This window comes from Serratia liquefaciens (assembly GCF_027594825.1).
GTDB lineage: Bacteria > Pseudomonadota > Gammaproteobacteria > Enterobacterales > Enterobacteriaceae > Serratia > Serratia liquefaciens_A.
On the sequence record NZ_CP088930.1, the window covers coordinates 5,030,891 to 5,054,871 of the forward strand.

20 protein-coding genes are annotated in these 23,981 nt (G+C 55.5%); 10 read left to right on the forward strand and 10 right to left on the reverse strand.

The features are described 5' to 3' along the window. The first annotated feature begins 14 nt into the window (after window positions 1–14). On the forward strand, window positions 15–1,043 hold the full coding sequence (locus LQ945_RS23325) for an ABC transporter permease (RefSeq protein ID WP_020826399.1): 1,029 nt from the start codon (window positions 15–17) through the stop codon (window positions 1,041–1,043). A gap of 62 nt (window positions 1,044–1,105) precedes the next feature. Next, window positions 1,106–2,023 carry a sugar ABC transporter substrate-binding protein gene (locus LQ945_RS23330; protein WP_270101846.1) on the forward strand — a complete coding sequence of 306 codons (918 nt, stop codon included), beginning with the start codon at window positions 1,106–1,108 and terminating at the stop codon, window positions 2,021–2,023. Between the two features lie 32 nt (window positions 2,024–2,055). Here LQ945_RS23330 and lhgO read toward each other — a convergent pair whose 3' ends face one another. The 6 genes from lhgO to LQ945_RS23360 form a co-directional block, all read right to left on the reverse strand. Further along, window positions 2,056–3,246 carry an L-2-hydroxyglutarate oxidase gene (gene lhgO, locus LQ945_RS23335; RefSeq protein WP_270101847.1) on the reverse strand — a complete coding sequence of 397 codons (1,191 nt, stop codon included), beginning with the start codon at window positions 3,244–3,246 and terminating at the stop codon, window positions 2,056–2,058. A 2-nt stretch (window positions 3,247–3,248) separates the two neighbouring features. Beyond that, window positions 3,249–3,965, reverse strand: coding sequence for a FadR/GntR family transcriptional regulator (locus LQ945_RS23340; protein WP_269936025.1), 717 nt, complete (start codon window positions 3,963–3,965; stop codon window positions 3,249–3,251). After that, on the reverse strand, window positions 3,955–5,913 hold the full coding sequence (locus tag LQ945_RS23345) for a TRAP transporter permease (RefSeq protein WP_270101848.1): 1,959 nt from the start codon (window positions 5,911–5,913) through the stop codon (window positions 3,955–3,957). The genes LQ945_RS23340 and LQ945_RS23345 overlap by 11 nt, the downstream gene beginning before the upstream one ends. Before the next feature lie 9 nt (window positions 5,914–5,922). Continuing rightward, complete coding sequence (locus LQ945_RS23350) at window positions 5,923–6,957, reverse strand: TAXI family TRAP transporter solute-binding subunit (protein WP_270101849.1); 1,035 nt, start codon at window positions 6,955–6,957, stop codon at window positions 5,923–5,925. Window positions 6,958–7,153: 196 nt separating this feature from the next. After that, on the reverse strand, window positions 7,154–7,969 hold the full coding sequence (locus tag LQ945_RS23355; RefSeq protein WP_269936022.1) for a MetQ/NlpA family lipoprotein: 816 nt from the start codon (window positions 7,967–7,969) through the stop codon (window positions 7,154–7,156). 131 nt (window positions 7,970–8,100) lie between these two features. Next, window positions 8,101–8,880 (reverse strand): helix-turn-helix transcriptional regulator, encoded by a 780-nt coding sequence (locus LQ945_RS23360; RefSeq protein ID WP_262241212.1) that lies wholly within the window; start codon window positions 8,878–8,880, stop codon window positions 8,101–8,103. Window positions 8,881–8,966: 86 nt separating this feature from the next. Here LQ945_RS23360 and LQ945_RS23365 point away from each other — a divergent pair, with 86 nt between their 5' ends. After that, window positions 8,967–9,788 carry a carbon-nitrogen hydrolase family protein gene (locus LQ945_RS23365; RefSeq protein ID WP_270101850.1) on the forward strand — a complete coding sequence of 274 codons (822 nt, stop codon included), beginning with the start codon at window positions 8,967–8,969 and terminating at the stop codon, window positions 9,786–9,788. A gap of 117 nt (window positions 9,789–9,905) precedes the next feature. Next, entirely contained in the window at window positions 9,906–10,424 is a 519-nt protein-coding gene (locus LQ945_RS23370) for a hypothetical protein (RefSeq protein WP_269936019.1), read from the forward strand. A gap of 30 nt (window positions 10,425–10,454) precedes the next feature. Here LQ945_RS23370 and LQ945_RS23375 read toward each other — a convergent pair whose 3' ends face one another. Both LQ945_RS23375 and LQ945_RS23380 read right to left on the reverse strand, forming a co-directional pair. Beyond that, on the reverse strand, window positions 10,455–10,709 hold the full coding sequence (locus LQ945_RS23375) for a Rho-binding antiterminator (protein ID WP_270101851.1): 255 nt from the start codon (window positions 10,707–10,709) through the stop codon (window positions 10,455–10,457). Next, entirely contained in the window at window positions 10,706–10,972 is a 267-nt protein-coding gene (locus LQ945_RS23380) for a DUF2024 family protein (protein ID WP_044549920.1), read from the reverse strand. Before LQ945_RS23380 ends, LQ945_RS23375 begins: the two co-directional genes overlap by 4 nt. A gap of 480 nt (window positions 10,973–11,452) precedes the next feature. Here LQ945_RS23380 and LQ945_RS23385 point away from each other — a divergent pair, with 480 nt between their 5' ends. Next, window positions 11,453–12,850, forward strand: coding sequence for a cytochrome-c peroxidase (locus LQ945_RS23385; RefSeq protein ID WP_270101852.1), 1,398 nt, complete (start codon window positions 11,453–11,455; stop codon window positions 12,848–12,850). Between the two features lie 171 nt (window positions 12,851–13,021). After that, window positions 13,022–13,447, forward strand: a complete 426-nt coding sequence (locus LQ945_RS23390) for a universal stress protein (protein WP_044549926.1) — start codon at window positions 13,022–13,024, stop codon at window positions 13,445–13,447. Between the two features lie 49 nt (window positions 13,448–13,496). On the opposite strand, the gene ygjK is transcribed toward LQ945_RS23390, so the two are convergent. Both ygjK and ygjJ read right to left on the reverse strand, forming a co-directional pair. Then, on the reverse strand, window positions 13,497–15,875 hold the full coding sequence (ygjK, locus tag LQ945_RS23395; RefSeq protein WP_270101853.1) for an alpha-glucosidase: 2,379 nt from the start codon (window positions 15,873–15,875) through the stop codon (window positions 13,497–13,499). A gap of 18 nt (window positions 15,876–15,893) precedes the next feature. Continuing rightward, window positions 15,894–16,916 carry a protein YgjJ gene (gene ygjJ, locus LQ945_RS23400; RefSeq protein WP_270103023.1) on the reverse strand — a complete coding sequence of 341 codons (1,023 nt, stop codon included), beginning with the start codon at window positions 16,914–16,916 and terminating at the stop codon, window positions 15,894–15,896. Window positions 16,917–17,344: 428 nt separating this feature from the next. Between ygjJ and ebgR the strand changes: the two genes are divergently transcribed. The 4 genes from ebgR (at window position 17,345) to LQ945_RS23420 (ending at window position 23,600) form a co-directional block, all read left to right on the forward strand. Further along, entirely contained in the window at window positions 17,345–18,325 is a 981-nt protein-coding gene (gene ebgR / locus LQ945_RS23405) for a transcriptional regulator EbgR (RefSeq protein WP_270101854.1), read from the forward strand. A gap of 187 nt (window positions 18,326–18,512) precedes the next feature. Further along, window positions 18,513–21,608 carry a beta-galactosidase subunit alpha gene (gene ebgA, locus LQ945_RS23410; protein WP_270101855.1) on the forward strand — a complete coding sequence of 1,032 codons (3,096 nt, stop codon included), beginning with the start codon at window positions 18,513–18,515 and terminating at the stop codon, window positions 21,606–21,608. Further along, window positions 21,605–22,057, forward strand: a complete 453-nt coding sequence (locus LQ945_RS23415) for a beta-galactosidase subunit beta (RefSeq protein WP_269936014.1) — start codon at window positions 21,605–21,607, stop codon at window positions 22,055–22,057. Before ebgA ends, LQ945_RS23415 begins: the two co-directional genes overlap by 4 nt. Window positions 22,058–22,109: 52 nt before the next feature. Continuing rightward, window positions 22,110–23,600 carry an amino acid permease gene (locus tag LQ945_RS23420; protein WP_182824242.1) on the forward strand — a complete coding sequence of 497 codons (1,491 nt, stop codon included), beginning with the start codon at window positions 22,110–22,112 and terminating at the stop codon, window positions 23,598–23,600. The last annotated feature ends 381 nt before the right edge of the window (window positions 23,601–23,981 follow it).

The window sequence follows — 23,981 nt, forward strand, 5'->3', positions numbered from 1 at the left end:
AAAGGTGAACCACCATGAGTAATGTAAAAATTGAGAAGCCGCTTGCGGGTAAAGCGCCCCTGTTCTCTGGCCTGAGCGGCAAAATGCCGAAAGATACCGGCATCTTTATCGTGATGATCGGCATCGCGCTGGTCTTTGAAATCCTCGGCTGGTACATCCGCGACCAGTCATTCCTGATGAACCCTAACCGGCTGCTGCTGATCGTGTTGCAGGTAGCGATTATCGGCATCATTGCGGTGGGCGTGACCCAGGTCATTATCACCACCGGTATCGATCTCTCTTCCGGCTCGCTGATTGCGTTGACGGCGGTGGTGGCGGCCAGCCTGGCGCAAACGTCAGACAGCATTTCGCCGATGTACCCGGCGCTACTAGACCTACCGGCGGCGATCCCGATCGGCGCAGGGATCGGGGTAGGTATTGTTTGCGGGTTTATCAACGGCTTCCTGATCACCCGTACTGGCATTCCACCGTTTATCGCCACTCTGGGCATGATGGTGTCGGCACGTGGCCTGGCTCAGTATTACACCCAGGGCAACCCGGTCAGCTTCTTGTCCGACGGCTTCACCTCTATCGGTCAGGGCGCGATGCCGGTGATCATCTTCCTGGTGATTGCGGTGATCTTCCACATCGCGTTGAAACATACCCGCTACGGCAAGTACATCTACGCCATCGGCGGCAACATGACCTCCGCCAGAGTTTCCGGCATCAACGTCAATAAATACCTGGTGACGGTCTATACCATCGCCGGCGGTCTGGCCGGATTGGCGGGCGTGGTCCTGGCGGCGCGCGTCAGCAGCGGCCAGTCGAGCATGGGCATGTCCTACGAGCTGGATGCGATTGCCGCCGCGGTCATCGGCGGCAGCAGCCTGATGGGCGGCGTCGGGCGCATTACCGGCACGCTGATTGGTGCGGTGATCCTCGGGCTGATTAAAAGCGGATTCACCTTTATCGGCGTGGACTCCTATATTCAGGACATTATCAAAGGCGTGATTATCGTTGCCGCCGTGTCTATCGACATGCACCGTAACCGCAAAAAACACTGATTGCCGTAAATCTCCGCCGGTGCGTCTTGCCCGGCGGTTTTTTTTACCTCAGGGGAATCACCATGAAATACCTAAAAAGAATCGTGCTGGTGGCGGCGCTTAGCTGTTCCACTTCGGTACTGGCGGAGACTATCGGCGTGTCGATGGCCTATTTCGACCAGAATTTCCTGACCATCATCCGCCATTCGATCGACAAGGAAGCCAAGGCACGCGGCATTACCGTGCAGTTCGAAGATGCGCGCGGTGACGTTGGCCGCCAGACCGATCAGGTGCAGAGCTTTATCAGCGCCGGGGTAGACGCGATCATCGTCGACCCGGTCAACTCGGCGGGCACGCCTGCGATCACCAGGTTGGTGACCAAGGCGGGTATTCCGCTGGTGTATGTGAATCGTACGCCGGGCGACAGCACGCTGCCTTCCGGCGTGGTGTTCGTCGGCTCCGACGAGAAACAGTCCGGTACCTTGCAGATGGAAGAGCTGGCGCGCCTGGCAAATTATCAGGGTAACGTGGCCATCATGATCGGTAACCTGACCGACGCCGGTGCGCTGCAACGCACCAAAGACGTGGAGCAGGTAGTGGCCAAGTACCCGAAAATGAAAGTGGTGCAAAAGCAAAGCGCCAACTACTCGCGCAGCGAGGGTATGGATCTGATGCTGAACTGGGTAACCAACGGTGAGCCCATTGATATCGTCGCGGCCAACAACGACGAGATGGCGATTGGCGCGATCATGGCATTGCAACAGGCGGGTAAAAAGGACAACAAAGTGCTGATCGGCGGAATCGACGCCACCCCGGACGGCCTGAAAGCGTTATCTTCCGGCAAGATGCAGGTCACGGTATTCCAGGACGCCGTCGGCCAGGGCAAGGCCTCGGTCGACGTGGCGCAGCGGATGATCAAGGGCGAAAGGCTGGAACCCTATTATTGGATCCCGTTTGAACTGGTCACGCCGGCCAATATGCAAAAATACGCGGCAAAGTAAGCTGGAAACGCCCGCATCCGCGGGCTTTAACATCAAAGCGCAGCAAGATGTTGTCGTACGATCTCGCGGCCAATCTCCAGTGAGGCGGTCGCTGCCGGGGAGGGGGCATTGCAGACGTGCAGCGAGCGGCGGCCCTTCACAAAATGAAAATCATCCACCAGTTTGCCGTCGGCGGTCAGCGCCTGGGCGCGAACCCCGGCCGGGCCGGGTCGGATATCTTCCGGTTGCAGCTCGGGGATAAGCTGGCGTGCGTTCTCGGTAAATAGTTTGCGTGACAGGGAGCGTCGAACTTCTGCCAGCCCCTCGCCAAGATAATTGCTGGCGATTTTCCAGAATCCTCGATAGCCGAGCACTTCGCTCAGATCCCGCAGGCTGAAATCGCACTTGCGGTAACCTTCACGTTTGAATGCCAGCACCGCATTGGGGCCAACGTCGCGTTTGCCGTTGTACATGCGGGTAAAATGCACGCCGAGGAAAGGGAAATCCGGGTTAGGTACCGGGTAAATCAGGTGGTTCACCAGATAGTTTTTTTCTTCGTTCAGCACAAAGTATTCACCCCGGAACGGCACGATCTTCATGCCGGTCTGATAGCCGGCCAATGCGGCGATGCGGTCACTGAACAGACCGGCGCAGTTAACCAGCCACTTGCCCTGATATTCTGCGCGAGGGGTACGCACGCTGACGCCGTCACTGCTTTCAACGATGCCCTCAACCTGTTGCCCATAGCGGATCTCGCCGCCGCGTTGCTGGATCACTTCCGCCAGCTTTGCCGCCACCTGGCTGTAATTGACGATGCCGGCATCCGGCACCAGCAGCGCCTCAATTCCGTTGACGTGCGGTTCGCGTTCCTTTAACTGCGCCTGCGACAATCGGCTGACCGCGAGCCCGTTCTGTCGCCCGCGCCGGTAGATATTCTCCAGTAAAGCCAGTTCCTTCAATTGGGTTGCCACAATCACTTTGCCACACTGATCCTGATAGAGATCATGCTCGCGGCAGAAGGCGAACATGCTTTGATTGCCCAGCTTGGCCAGCCGCGCCTTCAGGCTGCCGGGAGTGTAGTAAATGCCGGAATGCACTACGTTACTGTTATGGCCGCTTTGGTGGGCCGCCGGGCCATTTTCTTTTTCCAGGATCAGGATGCGCAGCACCGGGTTCGCTTCCTGTAGCGCATTGACGACCCCCAACCCCACCAGACCTGCGCCGATAATGATCACGTCATGCATGATTACCCTAACTCCTCATGGTCCAGGCGGCGCAATTTACCGCGTACGTTGCTGAGATGGTTCCGCATAGCGGCCGTGGCCGCCGCCGGATCGCGAGCCTTGATCGCCAGAAAAACCCGTTGGTGTTCGTCGATCACCCGTTGGCGTTCGGCCTGACGGCCAAGGTTCTTGCTGAGTGAATACACCAGCACGCCAAGATACAATTCGTGCATGTTATCCAGGATCTGCACGAAAAACGGGTTGTGCGAGGCTTGCATAATGGCGCGGTGGAACAGGTAATCCTCTCGGTGGCCAATCAAACCTTCGTCGAGGGTGCAGCGTTTGAAGTCGTTAAGGGCCAATTCTATCGCCCGCAGTTCCTCCTCAGTATGGCGTTCGGCGGCCATGCATGCCGCCTGTTGTTCAATCACCTCGCGCATTTCCAGCAGCGCTTCCACTTCATCCGGATCGGCTATTTCCAACACCAGCGGCTGGTATTTGCTCAGCAGGGAATGTTGTTCCACCCGGTGGCCGCCCCCCTGACGCGAAGAAATAATCCCGCTGACCTCCAGAATGCCGAGCGCCTCACGCACGGGCACCCGGCTGACGCCAAAGGCCTCCGCCAACAGGTTCTCCGACGGCAGTTTTTCCCCGACGGGGAAGGTGCCGTTACTGATGCCTTCTTTCAACTGCGCCAGTACCTGATGTGAAGCCTTCTGGCGCGTCACTTTATTGATCATTCATCGCCCTCTGCGGATGGCTCCGCCTGAAACGCAAAAGATGCACAGACGCCGCAGAGACAATCAGCGCCGCGCCGCCCAAGTCGGTCAGCAGACCCGGTTTAATCAGCAGGATAGCCGCTACGCTAAACAATATCCGCTCCAGCCAGTGAGTTTTCATCATCCAGAAGTTGGCGCTGGCGATCGACAGCGCATAAATCCCTACCAATGCGCTGATCACCATATGGATCACCGACAGCGTATTAAGGTCGTCGCCCTGCATCAGCAGTATCGGGTTGTAGACCAGAATAAACGGGATAATAAAGCCCGGAAGCGCAAGGCGTACGGCGTCCCACGAGGTCTGCATCGGGTCGGCGCGGGCGATGCTGGCGGCGGTGTAACTGGCCAGCGCCACCGGCGGCGTGATGTTGGACAAGGCGCCAAACCAGAACACAAAGAAGTGCGCCGCCAGCGGCATCACGCTGGCCTTGATCAGGATCGGCGAAACGGTAACCGCTACCACGATATACAGCGCGGTAGAAGGCAGCCCCATGCTCAGTACGATACACACCAGCATAACCACCAGCAGGATCATCCACAGGGTGTTGTCGGTCATCGCGACGATGTTAAACGCCAGCGTGGAACCGATGCCGGTCATGGTGACCACGCAGATGATCACCCCGATGGCGGCGCAGGCTACCGTCACCTGAATAGAACCGCGTGCCGCTTCGTTCAGCGCCTCGGCGATTTTTTTCGGCGTCATGCGCACGGAGGTATCCGGGGTGATCCAACTGGCGACGATGATCGAAATAATGCCGAGGAACCCGGCATAGATCGGCGTTTTGCCCAGCAACAGGGTGCCGATAACGATGATCAACGGCAGCAACAGCAGGCCGCGCGCCTTCAGCACCGCTTTCACTTTGGGAATATTTTCTTTGCTGATGCCTTTCAGACCCTGCTTTTTAGCCTCCAGATCGATGGCAATAATCAGCGCTGCGTAATAGAGCAATGCGGGAATAATGGCGGCGATCACGATGGTGGTATACGAAATGCCGAGGAAGCCGGCCATAATAAAGGCGGCGGCCCCCATGATCGGCGGCATGATCATTCCGCCGGTGGAGGCGGTGGCTTCAACCGCACCGGCAAAGCGGGGCGACAGGCCGATGCTTTTCATCAGCGGAATGGTGAAGGTGCCGGTGGTAGCGACGTTGGCCACCGCGCTGCCGCTCAGGGAGCCGGTCAGCGCCGAGGAGATCACCGCGACCTGCGCCGGGCCGCCGCGACGGCGACCGGCCATCGCCAGCGCCAAATCGTTGAACAACGCCGTGGCCCCGCTGACGCTGAGGAACGCGCCAAACAGGATAAATACCACGATGGCGGTGGAGGCGGTGGACAGGGTGATGCCGAAGATCCCTTCGCTGGTCATAAACAGCCGGTAGAGCAGGCGTTCGAACGAGAAGCCGCCGTGGCCGAAAATGCCCATAAAGTACTGGCCGAACAGCGCATAAACGATAGCGAAGGTCGCCAGCCCAGGGATGAAATACCCCGTGGTGCGGCGTGCGGCTTCAAACAGTACGCCGATGCCGATCACCGCCATCAGGTAGTCGGTGGTATTGGGAATGCTCTTGCGCACCACGTGCAAATCCAGATAGCTGGCGTAGAAATACCCGTAGCTGACCAGCGTCAGGATGATAAACAGGTAGTCCCAGCGGTTGAATTTGCTGGTGGCGTGGCGGCGAGAGAACGGAAATAAAATGAACCCGAGGATCAGAATGCCGCTGAGAAAAGTGGTATTGCGGTAGAACTCCTGGGTATTCGACAGCGCATTGGCATAAATGGCATAGGCGGAAATCGCTATCGCCAGCACCGTGGCCAACTGCAAGTAGATACCGCTCAGCGGGCGGCTGCCGGCGCCGGCTTCCTTATCCAGATCGACGGCATTTTGCGGTGACAGGTTGTTAGTGCTCATACGACCTCCTTATCGATTGGCGGCAAGCGCTGCCGCTTCCGGTGGGATCAGGTAGTCGGGCACGCTGACCCCGGCCTCCAGATAATATTTATAAGCGCCCATATGCAGCGGCACAGAGACGCCTTTCAGCGCATTCTCCAGCGAAATGTATTTGGCGGCACTGTGGACCTGATGCACTTCCGGCAGGTTTTCAAACAGGGTTTTGGTTAGGTCATACACCAGCTTTTCATCAAGGCCATTGAGCGCGACCAAAATATTGGGCTGGGCGATAGTGGAAACCGCCTTACTCTGCCGTGGGTAGGTATCGGCCTTGATATCAAAACGGAACCAGGAATTGGCGATGGCGTTGATATTGGCCAGTTGTTCATCGGTGACGTCGAGAATGCGTGCCGGTACGCCGCTGGCATACATGTCGGTGACCGCTGCCGCAGGTACCCCGGCAGGCAGGGCACCGCCGTCGAGCCGCCCGTCGCGCATGGCCGAAACGGTGTCGCCATAGCCCAGATACTCCGGCGTCAGCGATTTCTTGCTCAGGTTGACCCCTTGCAAAATGATCAGCGTGGACTGCTCGGTGCCGCTGGCCTGTGGTCCCACCGAAAAACGGCTGCCGGCGATGTCATTCAGGGTGCCGTCCTTGACTTTGTTTTCCAGCATCACAAAGTGTTCTACGTTTGGCCACAGCATCGAGATGGAGCGCAGGTGGCCGTAGGCGCGGCCTTCAAAATTGCGCACGCCCTGATAGGCTTCGACGGCGATCAGGCTTTGCAGGATCGCCAGCTGTGCCTCGTTTTTCTGCAGCAGATCGATATTCTCTATCGATCCCGCGGAGGATTGCCCGCTGACCTGGATGCCGTTCTGCTTCAGGCGGTTGCTCCAGACGTTGGCTAGCCCGACGCCCATCGGGTAATAGGTGCCGCCGGTGGAGGCGGTGGCCACGGAAAGGAAGGTCTTGTCGGCATTCTCCACCTTGCCGGCGACCGCCAGCGCCGCGACCGCAGCCAGAGCCCCCGCGGCCAGCAACAGCTTGATTTTTCTATTTTTCATTATTTTCACCCGAAGTTTTTTGAAACAAATAGAAAACATTTACGCAAACTTGTATACAACATTGCAGCTTTTTTTACCTAGCAGCCATTGTTCAATTTGTGATCTAACCGAGTGAAAAACGATCGGGAAATAACCAAGGCGTCATGGGGAGGAGAAGGAAAGAACCCCGTGACGGCCGCCACGGGGGAAATGCAAATTACCAGCCTTTAACGGCGTCACCCTTGTAGATTTCGGCGGCGCTGGCGGCAACCTCATCGGTCTGGTAGGCCTTGACCAGATTCTTCACGTTTTCGCTGTTCTGGTTATCCACCCGGCTGGCGAAGATATTGACGTAAGGGGAGTTTTTGTCTTCGACAAACAGCCCGTCCTTGGCCGGCGACAGGCCAATTTGGCTGGAGTAGTTGGTGTTGATGATCGCCAGTGCGATCTGTTTGTCATCCAGTGCTCGCGGCAGCTGTGGCGCTTCGATCTCGACGATTTTCAAGTTCTTCGGATTACTGACGATATCCAATGAGGTAGGCAGCAGCCCGACGCCTTCCTTCAGCACAATCAGCCCCTGTTTTTGCAACAGCAACAGCGAGCGGCCAAGGTTGGTCGGATCATTGGGGACGGCAACCTGTGCGCCGTCGGCCAGTTGACTGAGCGATGAGATTTTTTTCGAATAGCCGGCGATCGGATAAACGAAGGTATTGCCTACCGCCACCAGTTTATAACCGCGCTCCTGGATCTGTTTTTCCAGGTAAGGCTTGTGCTGGAAGGAGTTGATGTCGAGATCGCCATTATTCAGCGCTTCGTTGGGCAACACGTAATCATTGAAGGTCACCACTTCCACATCCAGATCGTATTTTTGTTTGGCGACTTTCTGCACGACCGCCCACATCGCCTGATCGATGCCGGAGCTGATGCCGACTTTGATGTGGTGGTTGTCCTGTTCGGTCGGTCCACAGGCGGTCAGTAGCAGGGCACTTGTCACCGCCAGAGCCGCGGTGAATTTTTTCAGCGTAAATGTCATTTTCCCAGAGTCCTTGTCAAAATAGCCTGCTGGTTCTTGCAGGCTGAAGAGTGGCACTGACTCTAGATAATCGGCTGACTAAAATAAAATACTGATTCTCTATGATTAATAGCGATTTGCTATGAGGGAGGTCAGGCTCCGCGGCTGCGCCAAAACAGCGCAAACAGTTCGGACTGCGTGTTGATGCCCAGTTTTGAGTACAAATGCTTTTTATGCGCCCGTACCGTCTCGATAGAAATCTGCAGGCGGCGGGCGATCTCCTTGGTAGAACAGCCCGCCAGCATCAGTTGGCTGACCTGGTTTTCCCGTTCCGTCAATGGTGCGCCGCCGGGCAACGACGACAGTGAGAAGTTGCTGTCGCTATCATCGCTGGCGTTTTCGAAACGCATCCGCTGGCGCATCAATGGCAGTAGCCAACTTTCGACCAGAGCCAGCACGCCGAGGTGACGATCGCTGTAGCGCCGAGAGGCGCCCAACGACAGGCAAAGCATGCGCTGCGGCTCCACCAGCAGGTTGAAATGCACCTCATCACCACCGACGTTATGGTTGAAATAGTGTTGATAGTATTCCGTCGCCGCAAAATTGGCGGGCGCGACGTCGTCCAGACGTAACAGCCCGGTGCGTTGGCGCGCCCAGGCATCCAGGTAGAAAGGATCAAGCAGATAGAGCCCTTTCTGGTAATCGTGAAACAGCGCTTCGTCACTGCCGTCGCTTTCGTCGCTGGCAGCCAGGATCTGTGGCGGATGCTGTGGAGAAAACAGCAGCGCTACCCAGTTTTCGAACGGGATATGCCCCTTCAACAGGCGCGTACAGCTCAGCCAGAAATCCGCCCCGTCGAGGTTATCGACCAGTTGGCCGAATGCCCGATGCCAGGCCAGCGTCTCGGGAGAAATAAGGCTGCTGTTACCCACTGATGTTACCCCTGTCATGGAATAGCCAGAATGGCTGTTTCGGGCATACTACCATTATTAATACTGTGTTCCGCGTGGAGGATAAAATGGAAATAACCCTGGCCCAATTGCCCTGCCGGGAAGGCTGCGTCGCCGACAACCTGGCGCAGGTTCTGGCATTTATCGAGCGTTACGCCAAGGGCGGCAACCTTATTCTGTTCCCGGAAACCCAGCTCACCGGCTTTGCCACAGCGCAGGGCGACACCGACTATGCCCTGCAAAGCGACGGTGCGGAGTTACTGCAGCTGGTGCAGGCCAGCCGCCAATACGATGTCGCGCTGGTAATTGGCTTTCTTGAACGCACCGATAAGGGGGTGTTCAACAGTACGGTGCTGATCACGCCGGAGCAGGGGATCTATCTGCACTATCGCAAAACCCATTTGTGGCCGGATGAGCGTGCTGCCGTCATTCCCGGCGATACGTTGGTGTGTGGCGTTTGGCGTGGAACGCGTATCGGGCTGTTGATTTGCTACGATCTTGAGTTCGCGGAAAACGCCCGGGCGTTAGCCGTTATGGGCTGCCAATTGCTGCTGGTGACCAACGGCAATATGGACCCTTATGGCCCGGTGCACCGCAATGCCGCGGTGGCCCGCGCGCAGGATAACCAGATGTTTGTCGCCATGACCAACCGCTGTGGCGACGGCGGGGGGATGCAGTTCGCCGGCGAAAGCCTGATTGTCGATCCGCTGGGGCGCGAAGTCGCCGGATTGGGCCGTGCGGCGGGGGCGCTGTCGGCCACACTGGACTTTAGCCTGTTGGCATTGGCTCGCCGTCACTACCGTTATCTGGACGATCGGCGCTTGCCGTTAGGGGGAGAAGCGCAGTGGGTAGAAGGGGAAGAGGGGCGCCGGGGATGGCCACTGGGCTAATCGGCCCGGTGTATCCTGTTTGTGCCCTGGTATACAGTTTGTTTTGACGGGGGATCCGCCTGCTTATTATGATGACGGAAAGCCCAACCGGGGCGCGAATAGCCAAAGGAAAAGACAATGCGATTTAACATGTGGCGCAAGGCGTTGCTGCCATTGGTGGTTTTGACTTGCGTATCAACGGCTCAGGTGCAGGCGGCGGAAAGCGCGGCGGAACCTATCCCGAAAACGTTATTGGGCAACTGGCATGTCAGCAAGATCCTGCCGACCCAAACCGTGGGGTGCTGGGATGAACAGCAGGCGAAAGGGCTGATCGGTGGTAAGATCGGTTATAAAGCAGGGAGTTTCACCTGGAATGGCACCGAGTTGAAAAGCGAAGGGGCCACCCTGAGTACGGTGGAAGCGCAGGAGTTCGTCGAGGACAATTCCGGCAGCAGTTCTTATATCGATTTCCCGATGCTGGGCATCAGCACGCCGGCGGTTGAGCGGGTGATGATCCAGCATGCCGATACCACAATCAAAGGCATTACCGATCAGGGTACCGACGGCGTACCAGGGGATAACGTGCTGGTAAAAGATGCCAACACGCTGATCCTGTCGGTGTGCAACGTTTGGTTTGAAGCCCAGCGCGTGCGGTGATCCCGGCCATCAGGTTATTTTGTCCTGCCCTCATTGCGTCAGCGCGATGCGACCAAAGAGGGCATGACGCCCTTGCGGAGTAATGGCCGAAAGCTGATCCAGGCGGCAAACCCGTTGATTATCGAAATAAATAAACTCTCCCTCATTTTCCAGCGTCTGGGTGGTTAACGCCGTCGCCTGAAAACACTGCCCGTTAACCAATTCAACGTTCAGCCGGTAGCCGTAGAGGCAGGCAATTTCCAAATAATCATGCAGTTCGCAGTCTATGGGCCAGTAAGTTGTCATGACATCCCCTGGCAACCCTGCATTTTAAAAATGTAATAGCCCGTTTGGCCAATAGCCTGCTCCACCTCAGGGCTGGAGGACTCGCTGTGACAGAAGGCGCAGCTGCTTTGGCTGATATTGTCCTCCTCAATGTTGTTCTGCTTGAGAAACTGTTGCGCATAGCGTCTGGCCTGCGCCAGATCATTGCTGTCGGTGAACACGTCGAAATGCAGATAGCGACCATCCCTGGTATGTACATGAGTGTCAAATACATTGATATGCATAGTTATTTATCCTTTTATTTGTTGATCTAAATGTTAATTTGGTATCGAATCGATACCATTATCCTCGCATTTGATAAAAACCCTGTCAACGGCGCTTTTAGCCAAAATGACCGGTTGAGAGCAGAGCACAAGGGAAGGGGCATAAACCCTAAAGAAGCGTTTCAATATGAAAATGAGCGGGCAGAGCCGGTGATTTATTTCTGTCGTCACGTTTACCGATTTAATTATTTATAAAATCAAAGGACTATCCGGATTGAGAAAATAAACAGGCGTTTGAAATCCTGGGATATTTCAATGCCTGGATGCCTTAAGAAAATAGCCGCCGATTTTATATCGGCACGCTGATAGGCAAACGCTATTACAGCTATAGGCGCAGGCTGGGTTATTCATTGATTGTTATCAATTATGCGGCGCATCTTCCTCTCTACTATTGCCGGGCGACTGTCTATTGGATGGGCAATACCTCATAAGGATAGAAAAATGAAAAAGGTCACCCGTATTGCGGCGATATCCCTTACCGGCATGGTCTTATGTTATCTGGGGCTTTCGGGCTATGTTTGGTATCACGATACTCAGCGAACGGTGTACAGCCAGGCACCGCGCTCGGCGCTGGAGAAAAATAATCAGGTTCTCGGATTGCTGAGAGAAAAGGGCTGCGATTATTGCCATACACCTTCTGCCGAACTTCCCTTCTATGCCTCTTTTCCCATTGCCAAACAGCTGATGGAATACGATATCCGCCTCGGCTATCAGTCTTTTAACCTGGAACCTGTGCGTGCCAGCCTGATCGAAGATAAAGCGGTATCACAAAGCGATCTGAACAAGATTGAATGGGTAATGCAGCATAAGACCATGCCGCCGACACGGTATGTCGCCTTGCATTGGGCGGGGCAGGTGAATGAGCAAGAGCGCGAGACTTTGCTCGGCTGGATAGCGCAGCAGCGCGCGCGTTACTACGCCAGTAACGAGGCCGCCGTGGAACACCGCAATGAGCCGATTCAGCCGATCCCCAAGGCATTGCCCGTCGACGCACAGAAAGTGGCACTGGGTTTTCGACTGTATCACGACCCGCGCCTTTCCGGAGACAGCACTCTCTCTTGTGCCCACTGCCATTCACTCAATACCGGAGGTGTAGACGGCAGAAAAACGTCGATTGGCGTTGGCGGCGCGGTAGGGCCGATAAATGCGCCAACGGTATTCAACTCCGTGTTCAACAGCGAGCAGTTCTGGGACGGCCGCGCGCCAACGTTGCAGGTACAGGCCGGTGGACCGCCGCTCAACCCTATCGAAATGGCCTCCAAATCCTGGGAGGAGATCATCGGCAAGCTGGACAAGGATCCGATATTAACCCGTGATTTTGTCGCCGCCTATCCGCAGGGCCTCAGCGGCGAGACTATTACGGATGCCATCGCCGAATTTGAAAAAACCTTAATCACGCCGGACTCGCCTTTCGACAGCTGGCTGCGCGGCGATGACAATGCCATGACGATGCAGCAGAAACACGGTTATCAGCTGTTTAAGGACAACAAATGCGCCACTTGCCACGGGGGAACCATCCTGGGTGGGCGTTCCTTCGAGCCCTTGGGGCTGAAACGCGACTTCAATTTTGGTGAAATTACCGCCGCGGATATCGGGCGCATGAACGTCACCAGCGAAGCGCGCGACAGGCTACGGCAAAAGGTGCCCGGCCTGCGCAATGTGGCACTGACGGCGCCTTATTTCCATCGCGGGGATGTCGCCACGCTGGATGAGGCGGTCAAACTGATGCTGCGCTATCAGGTGGGTACCGAACTGCCGCAGCAGGATGTCGATGATATTGTTGCCTTCCTCGAAAGCCTGACCGGCGTGTATACCCCTTACACGCAAAGCCAGAAATAACGCGCTGACGGCCCGCGTCATCATGGCGTATCCAGCCCCGGTAACGGGGCTGTTCCAACGGCAAGATGCCCGTTCGTCCCTCGGGTTTCTGAACTAAAATTATCCATAACGGGACAACAGAAATGTTGCCGTGCAAATCGGGGTCTCTATGAATCAATGACAGGAGGCGCTATGTGCTATCAACATATTATGATTGCCACCGACCTGAGTGATGACGGAAAACGGCTGGTGGAAAAAGGCGCGAGATTGGCCGCGGCATTGCAGGCCAGGCTCTCTCTGATCTACGTGGATATCCATTACGATACCTACCACGCGGCGATTGGTTTTTCTGAGAGAAGCTACGACGGCGTCCCTTTTGAAGAGAAGATCAAGAAAGAGCTGGAGCCGCTGACCCAGAACGTGAATTACCCGATCAACGAGGTGATCATCGGACACGGCGATTTTATCGAAGAGTTGAAGAATGCGGTGGTGGATAAAAGCGTCGACCTGGTGGTTTTTGGCCATCACCACGATCTGTGGAACAAGCTGTTTTCCTCAACCCAGCATGCGATCAACCAGTTGAATGTCGACGTACTGGTCATACCGATCAAACAATAGCCAGTGCATTAACCCTGCCAGTATTCACTCTGGCAGGGTGACCGACAGACTACTGGGTGAAAAAGTCGTTATACAACATGTAGAGGTGCGCCGCGCTCCAGGAGAAATTCGGCGCGCCCTGTTGCATGCCGGTCAGCGGGTTGTAGTTCTCGCGGATGGGACCGTCGGTCATCAGCCCGTCGGCATGGTTGAAGAAAGCCTGGGCCATGGCAACAGCGTCGGCGCGATAGCCGTAGCTCTCCATGCCTTTCAGCCCGAAATACAGCTGATCTACCCAGACCCGTCCCCGCCAGTAAATATCGGCACCGAACGCCGGATTGGTCAGCGCTGCCGTACCGAGAGGAACGTAGGTGTTGAACTCACGTGGATCCTTCATCACTTTAACTACAGCGTCGGCGTGCTGTTGGCTGGCGGCGCCATTAAATAATGGAGACCAACCTTCTGGCCCTTTACCTCGCTCCACGATGGGGTAACCGGCGCAGCCATTGGGCAGCGGTTTATCTTCGATGCGGATGTCGTAGAAGAAACCGCTGGCGCTATCGAACATGCAGTTATTGATGTAATCCGCCAGTTTATCGGCCTTGCTGCGGAAGGTGGCGGCCTCGGTATTGCGGCCCAGAATATCGGCCATCTCGGCCAGATACCGGTTGTCGCTGTACATGTAGCTGGCCTGATCGACAGATTCCTGCAGCAGCGAATAGCCGAGCAGGGTACCGTCCGCGGCACGGTTTTCGGCAAACTTCACCTGCCAGTCCTGCCGTTTACCGCCCTGCGCCAGGTAACGGGCCAACTGATCCGGATCGATAAAGCCAAAGGCGGCGGCGTCGTCGCGGCCCGACTCCCAGGATGCGGCGACCTGGGACGGGATTTCAATACTGTCGAAACGCCCGGAACGTACCACCCGATCATAGTTGTTCAACCCGGCAAGCTTTTGCTCATGCTGCCCACGTTTAACGGTAAACAGCATCCGACCGTCCGGCGTGTTGTGTGCCTTGTCGCGTGTGGCGCCATACTCTGGCACCCCGTTGCCGTTATGGTCCCGGTTGCGCAGCCACCAGTCGTGATAGGCGACCAGCTTAGGATACATCTCGGCCAGCCACTGTTTATCGCCGGTGGTGTGGTACACCTCCATCACCGCCCAGGCCGCCAGGCTGGGTTTGGTATTGCGTTCATTCCAGTTGCTGCCATCGCCGCCGCGTTCCGGGCTGGGGTTATAGGCGATCAAATCGGGAATAAAGCCGGCATCCCACGGGCGCCGCGGGTCGTCAGGCTGGATCTGGAAAGCGAACACCGCACGGATATTATCCTTGGCGACGTTGGGATTAAAATGCGCCATTGCGTAGGCCTGCTTCCAGGTATCCCAGGGCCAGGTCTGGTTGCCGGAGAACCAACGCCCGGTGACCGAAGGCGTCACCGAATCAAATTTCATCGCACCGGCGGCCCCGCGCCAGTTGGCGTTTAAGGTTTCTATCGCTTTAACCGCCACGCGTTCCTGTGCCGGGGTGGCATGCGGATTCGACAGCCCCCGGTCGAGATAATTTTCCCAACGCTGGGTCGATGCGTTCATGTAGCGCTGTGGATCGGCGAGGATCGAAGCAATCTTGCTTTGTTCCTGCTGGACTTCTGCGGCGGTGAGCAGGTGAGAGTAGGTGGTATAGAAGGTGGTGGAGCCGGAAATCGTGGCTTTGGCGATAAACCTATGGCCATTGACCGTCGTTTGCTGTGGCAGCGACTTATGAATTTGGTATTCGGACTCGCCGGAAGTCATCAGTTGTGAAGCGGCGCGCACCTTGCCGAAGGTAACCCGCAGGCCGTCGTTGGTTGGCAACAGGTGCCGCGTATAGTCGGGGAATGCCTGCTCGATGGTTGGCGGCGACTGCGGTTTTTGTTCTTTGGCGTAGTATTTTTCCAACAGTTCACCATCCCACACCAGCTCCAGCGGCGTATCGCTGGTGATTTGGGTTTCGAGCAGCGAAGTGCGGGCAGTAGCGAATCGCAGCGTCAGTTTAACCGTGATCCCTGGGGCGGTAAGCCGCTGGATCAGCGCGCCGGGGATGCTGTAGGCGGTCATGCTGAAGTGGACTTTCTCACCGTTCTTATACAGGCTTAGCCGGTCGAAGTTATTGGCCATAAAGTTAATGTATTCTTCGGTGAGCAGCGCCGGGCCCGGGAAACCGCCCATGCCTTCCGGGCCGTTTGGCAGCAAATGACCATGCCAGGTGCCAAGATCAAAAAACGGATTAAAGCGTTGGTGTTCATCAAAATCGTAATCGAGCATGTAGTGTGGGGCACCGCTGCGATTAATCACGTTTTTATAGGCTTCCGCCCGCAGAGGGCTTTCGTTACCCGGGTGCGAGACGCAGCCTGACATCGTCAGGGCTGCGGAGACAGCCAGGGCCAGAGACGGCAGTTTATTAATCATCTTCATTATGTTTGCCTTTATGCGTTACCAATAAAAATACTGCATCAGAAACACCGAGTTGCTGGCGTCGGTGCTGTCGTTGGACATATAAAATTTGCTGTCCAACGCGGTGGCCAGCTTGCCGCCGGCATATTCGTACCAGATACCGGCCTGCGCGTAAGAGGTTGCGGTGTCCGGCGCATTGTCCAGCCGATGGCGGGCGTAGCTGTAGGCCGTCGAGAAATACAGCCCCTTGGCGGCTTCAACCATGGCGCTCAGCATCAGGCCCGACTCCGAGCCCGGGTGATTGCCGTCCCCCTTGCCGGTGTGCTGCCAGACCCGACCGGCCAGGTTTTTCCCTTTCAGCCCCAGCAAATAGAGTTGCCCCATGCCGTCGGTGATTTCCAGACCGTTTAACAACGTCAGGCCTTCCTGCAGATCGTATTGCGTATAGCCGTTGACCATCGCCCGGTAGCGGTACTTATCCGAATAGCGGTCATATTTGCCAAAGTGCAACAGCGCCTTGCTCTCGTCGATGCGACTTTCCGGCGCGGCGGTCAGGCTGTAGCGGAATTTACCGGTCAGGTTCTGCAGCTTGGCTGCATAGGTGAGATCGCGGGTATTGGGGATCACATAACCGTATTCCGGGGTAAAGTCTGCCCACCATTGCAGATCGTCCAGCGAGGAATCATTACGCAGACTAAGCATCATTTCGGTGCCGTCATCGGTGCGGTAACCGGCATAAAAGCGGTTGATGCCGCCCTCAAACCCGCCCCAACTGTGGTCCGGTGTCCAGGCATTACCCTGATGGTCGGCCTGTACCGTCCAGCCTTCGCCGTAGAGCAGGCCGAACCACTGGCCGTGCTTGATCTCCAGTCCGCCTTCGATATAGGTGCCATCGCTGTATTTATGCTGGTGCTCCCCGTTTAAATAGACGCTGCCGCCGATGCCCAACTCGCCGTAAAAGCGCAGGGCGGTGGGGCCGGTATTGGTCAGTTCGGGGGGCGGCAGAACGTTATGCTCCGCCGGTACCACAGATTCCTGAGCCAACAACGGCAGCGGCAACATCAGCAATAACGTGGGCAATATTTTATTATTGGGTTTAATTTTCATGTGGACACGCATTGGGTTTGGGTCATTGGCGAGCCTGCGGGGGGGCCCGCCAACTCGAACCGTTAACGCCATGTGGGTCGGCCCCTTTTTCCTGGGAGGAGATAAAAACACCGTCGCATACCGGCAGTAAACGGAGTATATGTTAGTAAATATTTTAGTAAAAAATACCTATAAATCAGTAAATCGTTAACTTGATCACAAAGGGTGAAATGGGTATCTTCGCTACGGGCGTTGCGAACCGCAGAACTACGCATGGCACCAGATACCGCCGCGCTGGAGGTAAAAGGACGTTTCTGGCGGTTTAAAGGGGGGAGAGTATCGAGGCGTATACCTCGTTGAGCTGTCCCGGTAAGCTAGCGTTTTTGTCTATTCGTTGAGACTCTATGGCCACACTGAAAGAAATCGCAGAAGCTGCAAACGTGTCTGTCGCTACCGTTTCACGGGTGTTGAATGACGACCCCACGCTGAGCGTGAAGGCGCAAACCCGGCAAAAAATCCTGGAAGCGGCGGAGCGTCTCGAATACAAAGTCCAGCCTTCAAAACGTCACAGCGGGCATCGGCTGACTTTCGCCGCGCTTTTCACCTATAAACAAGCCATAGAGATTAACGATCCCTACTATTTGGCGATGCGCTATGGCATTGAAACTCAATGCGAAAAGTTGGATGTATCGCTGGTGGCCTGCTACGACTTCAACGGTGAAAAACCCTTGCCTGCGGCTGACGCGCTGCTGGTCATCGGCCGGCCGCAGCCTGCGCTTTACCAACAGCTAAGCCAGCAGCGAGTGCCGGTGGTGTTCGTTGACGGTGTCATTGACGACCCGCAGTTCGACTGCGTCAATGTCGATCTGACCAAGATCAGCCAGAAGGTAATCGACTATTTCATCGAATGCGGTTACTCGCGGATTGGGTTTATCGGCGGACGCGACGATCCGGCGCTGGCCGATCAGCGTGAACAAGCCTTTGTGGAATACGGCCGCTTGAAAAACGTGGTACGACCACAGGATATTTACACCGGCGATTTCAGCAGTCAGGCGGGCTACCAGTGCGCCAGGCAAATGCTGGACAAGAAGGGCGGTTATCCGCCAGCCCTGTTGGTCGCGACCGACTCTATCGCCATCGGGGTATTGCGTGCCTTGCACGAGCATTCGGTTCAGGTTCCTGGCCAGATTGCGCTGATCAGCGTGAACGATATCCCCACCGCACGTTTTATTTTCCCTGCATTATCCACCGTTCGCATACCTTCCGAAACCATGGGCGCTCAGGCCGTCAATCTGTTGACGGAGCGTATTCGTGACGAACGGACCATTCCATTATCGATCTTTGTTCCCAGCTCGCTTCAGTTGCGCGATACCACCGTTGCCTGAAAAGGTCCCCTGTGCCCCATGCCGATCGCGGCAGCACAGGGAGGCCGAACGGCTAAAAATTAACGTCATGATTAAAAAAGACATTTCATATTTATTGTGATCCCGTCGTCATTAGGTAAATATGATCTGTAGTTTTTACTAAATATTTACTATCGTTCTCCCATTGAAAGTTGTCGGGAGACGTGACGTGAATCATTGGGAAAACATAGAAAAACAGTCAGAGAATCGCTTACCGCCGCGAGCGAGCTTCTTCAGCTATCGGAATGCCACGCAGGCATTAAGCTTTGATCGCAACGCCAGTGCGGCATTTCAACTGCTGAGCGGCCGTTGGCAATTTCGTTACTTCGAACACCCCGCTCGGGTGCCGGCGGCGTTCTATAGCCAACTGATGGCGGATTGGGGCGATATCACCGTGCCGGGCATGTGGCAGATGGAAGGTCACGGCCAACTGCAGTATACCGATGAAGGCTATCCCTTCCCGATCGACGTGCCTTACGTGCCGACCAACAACCCGACCGGCGCCTATCAACGTCAGTTTACGCTTGGCGACGACTGGGCAGATCAGCAGGTCATCATCAAGTTTGACGGCGTGGAAACCTACTTTGAGGTGTATCTCAACGGTCGCTACGTCGGTTTCAGCAAAGGCAGCCGTTTGTCCGCCGAGTTTGATCTTAGCGACTATGTGAAAGCGGGCGAAAACCTGCTGTCCGTTCGCGTCATGCAGTGGGCCGACTCGACGTATATTGAAGATCAGGACATGTGGTGGATGGCCGGCATCTTCCGCGACGTTTACCTGATCGGTCAACAACGTACCCATATTCACGATCTCACGCTGGTCACTCGCTTCGATGAACAGTATTGCGATGCAGTGCTGGCGCTGGATGTCGAGCTTGGCAACCTGAACCCTGCCGTGGCAAGCGGTTATCGCCTGCAGGCTCAGCTTTTTGACGGTGAAGACTGCGTCGCCGAACGCTGGGAAAATGAGCTCAGTATCGGGGCCAGCGCCCGCTGCCGATTCGAGATCCCGGTCAGCCAGCCGCAGCAGTGGAGTGCGGAAAACCCGTATCTGTATCAATTGCTGCTCAGTCTGTACGACGACGCCGGTAATCTGGTGTCGGTGGTGCCGCAGCGAGTCGGGTTCCGTGAGATCGGCGTGCGTGAGGGGCTGTTCTACGTCAACGGACGTTATTTGAAGCTGCATGGCGTGAACCGCCACGATCACGATCATCGCAAAGGGCGCGCGGTTGATATGGCGCGGGTGGAGCGCGACATCGTGTTGATGAAACAACACAACATCAACTCGGTGCGAACCGCCCACTACCCGAACGATCCGCGCTTTTATGAGTTGTGCGATATCTACGGCCTGTTTGTGATGGCGGAAACCGATCTGGAAAGCCACGGTTTCGCTAACGTCGGCGATATTAGCCGTATCACCGACGATCCTCGCTGGGAAAACGCCTACGTCGAGCGTATTGAGCGTCATGTGATGGCGCAAAAAAACCACCCTTCAATCATTATCTGGTCACTGGGCAACGAGTCCGGCTATGGCTGCAACATCCGCGCTATGGCCAAACGTTGTAAGGCGCTGGATCCCACTCGCCTGGTGCATTACGAAGAAGACCGCGATGCGGAAGTGGTCGATGTGATCAGCACCATGTATTCGCGGGTGGCGATGATGAATGCCTTTGGCGAGTATCCCCATGCCAAACCTCGCATTTTGTGTGAATACGCTCATGCCATGGGCAATGGGCCGGGAGGCCTGTTCGAGTATCAGTCGGTGTTTAACCGCCATGCCAGCCTTCAGGGGCATTACATCTGGGAGTGGTGCGATCACGGTTTGCTGAGCCATGACGCGCAGGGGCGTGAACGCTATCAGTACGGTGGGGATTACGGCGATTACCCGAATAACTATAACTTCTGCATGGATGGCCTGATCTACCCGGATCAGCGCCCCGGTCCTGGCCTGCGTGAATATAAGCAGGTGCTGTGCCCGGTAGAGGTCAGCGGCGCAGGCGAGAGGACGCCGGTGCTGCGGGTTAAAAACCGCTACTGGTTCAGTTCGCTGGCCGATATCACGCTGGCCGTCAGCGTGAAGGCCGGGGGCCGTCAACTGGCCAGCTACGACATCAAGCTGCCGCACCTGCAGCCGGGCGAGTCTGAAGAGCTGCATCTTCCTGAGCTGGCGCTGGGCACGCAAGAAACCTTTATTGACGTTGCCGTGTATAAAGACAGCGCCACCCGATACAGCGAAAGCGGCGATTTGCTTGGCCAGTATCAGCATCTGTTGCAACCTGCTGCACCGGCACTCATTGCGCCGCCGGTAGATAAACGCGCTTCGCCGCTGCAATGCCATGACGAAAACCACCGGTTGGTGATCAGCGGCGACAATTTCAGTCTATCTTTCTCGCGTCTGAGCGGTGAGCTGCTCTCTTGGCTGGTGGCGGGGGACGAGGTGGTGGGGCGCGCACCACACCTTTCCTTCTTCAAACCGGTGATCGATAACCATAAGCAAGAGTACGAAGGGATTTGGCATCCGCACCACCTGCAGATTATGCAGCATCACTTCCGCAGTTTGCACTGGGAACGGCAGGGCGACGATCTGGTGATTGAGGTTTGCACCCTGATTGCACCGCCGGTGTTCGATTTCGGCATGCGCTGCCGTTACCGCTGGCAGATATCGCCGCTGGGGCATGTCAGCCTGGATCTGTCGGGCGCGCCTTACGGCGACTTCCAACAGGTCATTCCGAAGATTGGGCTGGATTTCGGCCTCAGCCGCCGCTTTGAACAGGTGGAATACTATGGCCGTGGGCCGGGTGAAAACTATCAGGACAGCTGCCAGGCCAACCTGATCGGCCATTATCAGCAGCGGGTGGGCGAGCTGTTTGAACACTACCCGTTCCCTCAGGATAACGGCAACCGCCAGGAGGTCCGTTGGCTGAGCCTGCAGGATGGCGAAGGCAAAGGGATCTTTATTCAGCCGCGACGCCCGATCAATTTCAGCCTGTGGCCTTATAGCGCCGACATGCTGCATCAGGCTCAGCACATTAACGAGCTGCAAGAAAGCGATTACCTGACGTTAAACCTTGACGATCAAATTCTGGGCCTTGGTTCCAACTCCTGGGGATCGGAGGTGTTGGATTCGTATCGGGTTTATCTGTCGCCGTTCAGCTACGGCTTTACGCTGGTGCCTTTCAATCGGCAGGAAACCCAGGCAGAGAAGCTGGCCGAATTTAATTACGCGCCGGTCAATAATAACGCTCAGTCAGAAAAGGCGAACTCATGATTATTGTCGAATCATTAGCGGAGTTTCAGCGCATTTACCGCTCAGGGAAAAAATGGCTACGCTGCATGGAGGCCATCAATAATATTAATAATATCGAGCCGAATGTCTTTCATTCGGTCGGCGACTCGCTGGTTTACCGACTGACGTCCGGCCCTGGGCAACAGCGTAGTGAGTTGGAGGGGAATCGCCGCTATTTTGATCTGCACTATTACCTGGCCGGCCAGGAGATCATTGAGGTTGCCGATAAAAGCGAACTGACTTCGGTAGTGGCCTATCAGGATGAAACCGACCGAGAATTTTTCAACGGGCAGGGGGAAATACACCGCGTAGGCGAGGGCAACGTGGTTATTTTTGAGAACCATCAGGCGCACCGATTTAAAGAGAGTCACCAGGTAAAAAAAGTCATTTTAAAAGTGACCGTCGAAGACAGCTATTTTGTGAATAAATAGCGGCAATCTCTTATTCCAAATATAAGTACCCTACAAATTTCGGAGAGTGTCTATGGCTGTGTCGAATAGAAATACTATCGGCAAGTTTGGCCTGCTGGCGATGACGTTCGCGGCAGTGTTCAGCTTCAATAATGTGATAAATAATAATATCCAGCTTGGCATCGCATCCGCCCCGGTATTCCTGGTGGCGACCATTATCTATTTTATTCCTTTCTGCCTGATCATTGCCGAGTTCGTCTCGTTGAATAAAAACTCTGAGGCGGGGGTATACGCTTGGGTAAAAAGCGCTTTAGGCGGGCGCTGGGCATTTATGACCGCCTATACCTACTGGTTCGTGAATTTATTCTTCTTTACCGCGCTATTGCCGAGGGTCATCGCCTACGCATCCTACGCGTTTTTAGGGTATGACTACGTCTTTACGCCATTAACTACCGCGATCATCAGCATTTTCCTGTTCGCATTTTCGACCTATATCTCAAACAGCGGAGCCAAACTGCTGGGCCCGATGACCTCGGTGACCTCATCGTTGATGCTGTTACTGACGTTTTCCTACATCATTCTGGCCGGCGCGGCGGTGATTGGCGGTATAGAACCGGCTAACCCGATCACCGTAGAAGCCATGACCCCAAGCTTTAACTGGGCCTTCCTCGGCATCACCGCCTGGATTTTTCAGGCCGCGGGCGGGGCAGAGTCGGTTGCGGTGTACGTCAACGACGTCAAGGGCGGCAGCCGCTCCTTTGTTAAGGTGATAGTCATCTCGGGGCTGGTGATTGGCGTGCTGTATTCGGTAGCGTCCTTACTGCTTAACGTGTTCGTTAGCCGTGCCGATTTGCACTTTACCGGTGGCACGGTGCAGGTATTCGAAGGCCTGTCGGCGCACTTTGGCCTGCCGGCGGTGCTGATGAACCGTTTCGTGGGGCTGGTTTCCTTTACCGCCATGTTTGGCTCTTTGCTGATGTGGACCGCCGCGCCGGTCAAAATCTTCTTCACCGAGATCCCTAAAGGCATCTTTGGCGAGAAGACCATTCGGTTGAATCAGCATGGCGTGCCAACCCGTGCCGCCTGGCTGCAGTTCTTTATTGTGATCCCGCTGATGCTGATCCCGACGTTGGGATCCGACAGCGTGCAAGAGTTAATGAATACGCTGATTAACATGACCGCAGCCGCCTCGATGTTGCCGCCGCTGTTCATCATGCTGGCCTATCTGAATCTGCGTTTGAAGTACGATCGCGTGGAGCGTGATTTTAAAATGGGCTCCCGGCTGCAGGGGATTGCGATTGTCAGCACGCTGATTGTCATTTTCACCGTAGGCTTTATCGCATCAACCTTCCCGACCGGCGCCAGTATCATGACCATTGTGTTTTATAACGTCGGGGGGCTGGTTGTGTTCCTCGGCTATGCCTGGTGGAAATACAACCGCTATTCGAAGAGCCTGGACGCGCAAGCCCGCTATGATGAGGACACGCCATTAGCGAGGATTGCGCTCGAATCGCAGGAGGGTAAAAAGACCCCAAATGGCGATCTGGGCTGTACCCCTTTGTAAACGCATTAGTGATTCATCCACGCCCCCTCGGCATTCGCTGAGGGGCATTGAGTTTCCAGAACGCGGCTTCATTTCAATACAAATGTGAAAGCCGTCTCTTTTCGGTGATAACACTGCTTGGCCAAACTCCATCAGAAAAGGGTAAAGTTGGGTTAACCCAACAAATGTTAGGTTGTGTCGCGGAAAACTCTATCCGTTTGTTTTATTAAGATTATTATAAGAATAAAATGCTGTGTCGCAGCCAATGATTATTTTTGACTCTTTTTTAAGGATAAAACCGACTTTATTATTTGATGGATATCACAGAATTAACGCTGAAATTCGGTTCATTCATCTTACGATCTTCTTCCCAAATCCTCGCTAAAGCCTTTAATCTCACTT

Excerpts from the sequence above, each read along its gene's own strand:
- LQ945_RS23325 (WP_020826399.1), top strand. The coding sequence starts at position 15 with ATGAGTAATGTAAAAATTGAGAAGCCGCTTGCGGGTAAAGCGCCCCTG.
- LQ945_RS23330 (WP_270101846.1), top strand. The coding sequence starts at position 1,106 with ATGAAATACCTAAAAAGAATCGTGCTGGTGGCGGCGCTTAGCTGTTCC.
- lhgO (WP_270101847.1), bottom strand. The coding sequence starts at position 3,246 with ATGCATGACGTGATCATTATCGGCGCAGGTCTGGTGGGGTTGGGGGTC.
- LQ945_RS23340 (WP_269936025.1), bottom strand. The coding sequence starts at position 3,965 with ATGATCAATAAAGTGACGCGCCAGAAGGCTTCACATCAGGTACTGGCG.
- LQ945_RS23345 (WP_270101848.1), bottom strand. The coding sequence starts at position 5,913 with ATGAGCACTAACAACCTGTCACCGCAAAATGCCGTCGATCTGGATAAG.
- LQ945_RS23350 (WP_270101849.1), bottom strand. The coding sequence starts at position 6,957 with ATGAAAAATAGAAAAATCAAGCTGTTGCTGGCCGCGGGGGCTCTGGCT.
- LQ945_RS23355 (WP_269936022.1), bottom strand. The coding sequence starts at position 7,969 with ATGACATTTACGCTGAAAAAATTCACCGCGGCTCTGGCGGTGACAAGT.
- LQ945_RS23365 (WP_270101850.1), top strand. The coding sequence starts at position 8,967 with ATGGAAATAACCCTGGCCCAATTGCCCTGCCGGGAAGGCTGCGTCGCC.
- LQ945_RS23370 (WP_269936019.1), top strand. The coding sequence starts at position 9,906 with ATGCGATTTAACATGTGGCGCAAGGCGTTGCTGCCATTGGTGGTTTTG.
- LQ945_RS23375 (WP_270101851.1), bottom strand. The coding sequence starts at position 10,709 with ATGACAACTTACTGGCCCATAGACTGCGAACTGCATGATTATTTGGAA.
- LQ945_RS23380 (WP_044549920.1), bottom strand. The coding sequence starts at position 10,972 with ATGCATATCAATGTATTTGACACTCATGTACATACCAGGGATGGTCGC.
- LQ945_RS23385 (WP_270101852.1), top strand. The coding sequence starts at position 11,453 with ATGAAAAAGGTCACCCGTATTGCGGCGATATCCCTTACCGGCATGGTC.
- LQ945_RS23390 (WP_044549926.1), top strand. The coding sequence starts at position 13,022 with ATGTGCTATCAACATATTATGATTGCCACCGACCTGAGTGATGACGGA.
- ygjK (WP_270101853.1), bottom strand. The coding sequence starts at position 15,875 with ATGAAGATGATTAATAAACTGCCGTCTCTGGCCCTGGCTGTCTCCGCA.
- ygjJ (WP_270103023.1), bottom strand. The coding sequence starts at position 16,916 with ATGTTGCCGCTGCCGTTGTTGGCTCAGGAATCTGTGGTACCGGCGGAG.
- ebgR (WP_270101854.1), top strand. The coding sequence starts at position 17,345 with ATGGCCACACTGAAAGAAATCGCAGAAGCTGCAAACGTGTCTGTCGCT.
- LQ945_RS23415 (WP_269936014.1), top strand. The coding sequence starts at position 21,605 with ATGATTATTGTCGAATCATTAGCGGAGTTTCAGCGCATTTACCGCTCA.
- LQ945_RS23420 (WP_182824242.1), top strand. The coding sequence starts at position 22,110 with ATGGCTGTGTCGAATAGAAATACTATCGGCAAGTTTGGCCTGCTGGCG.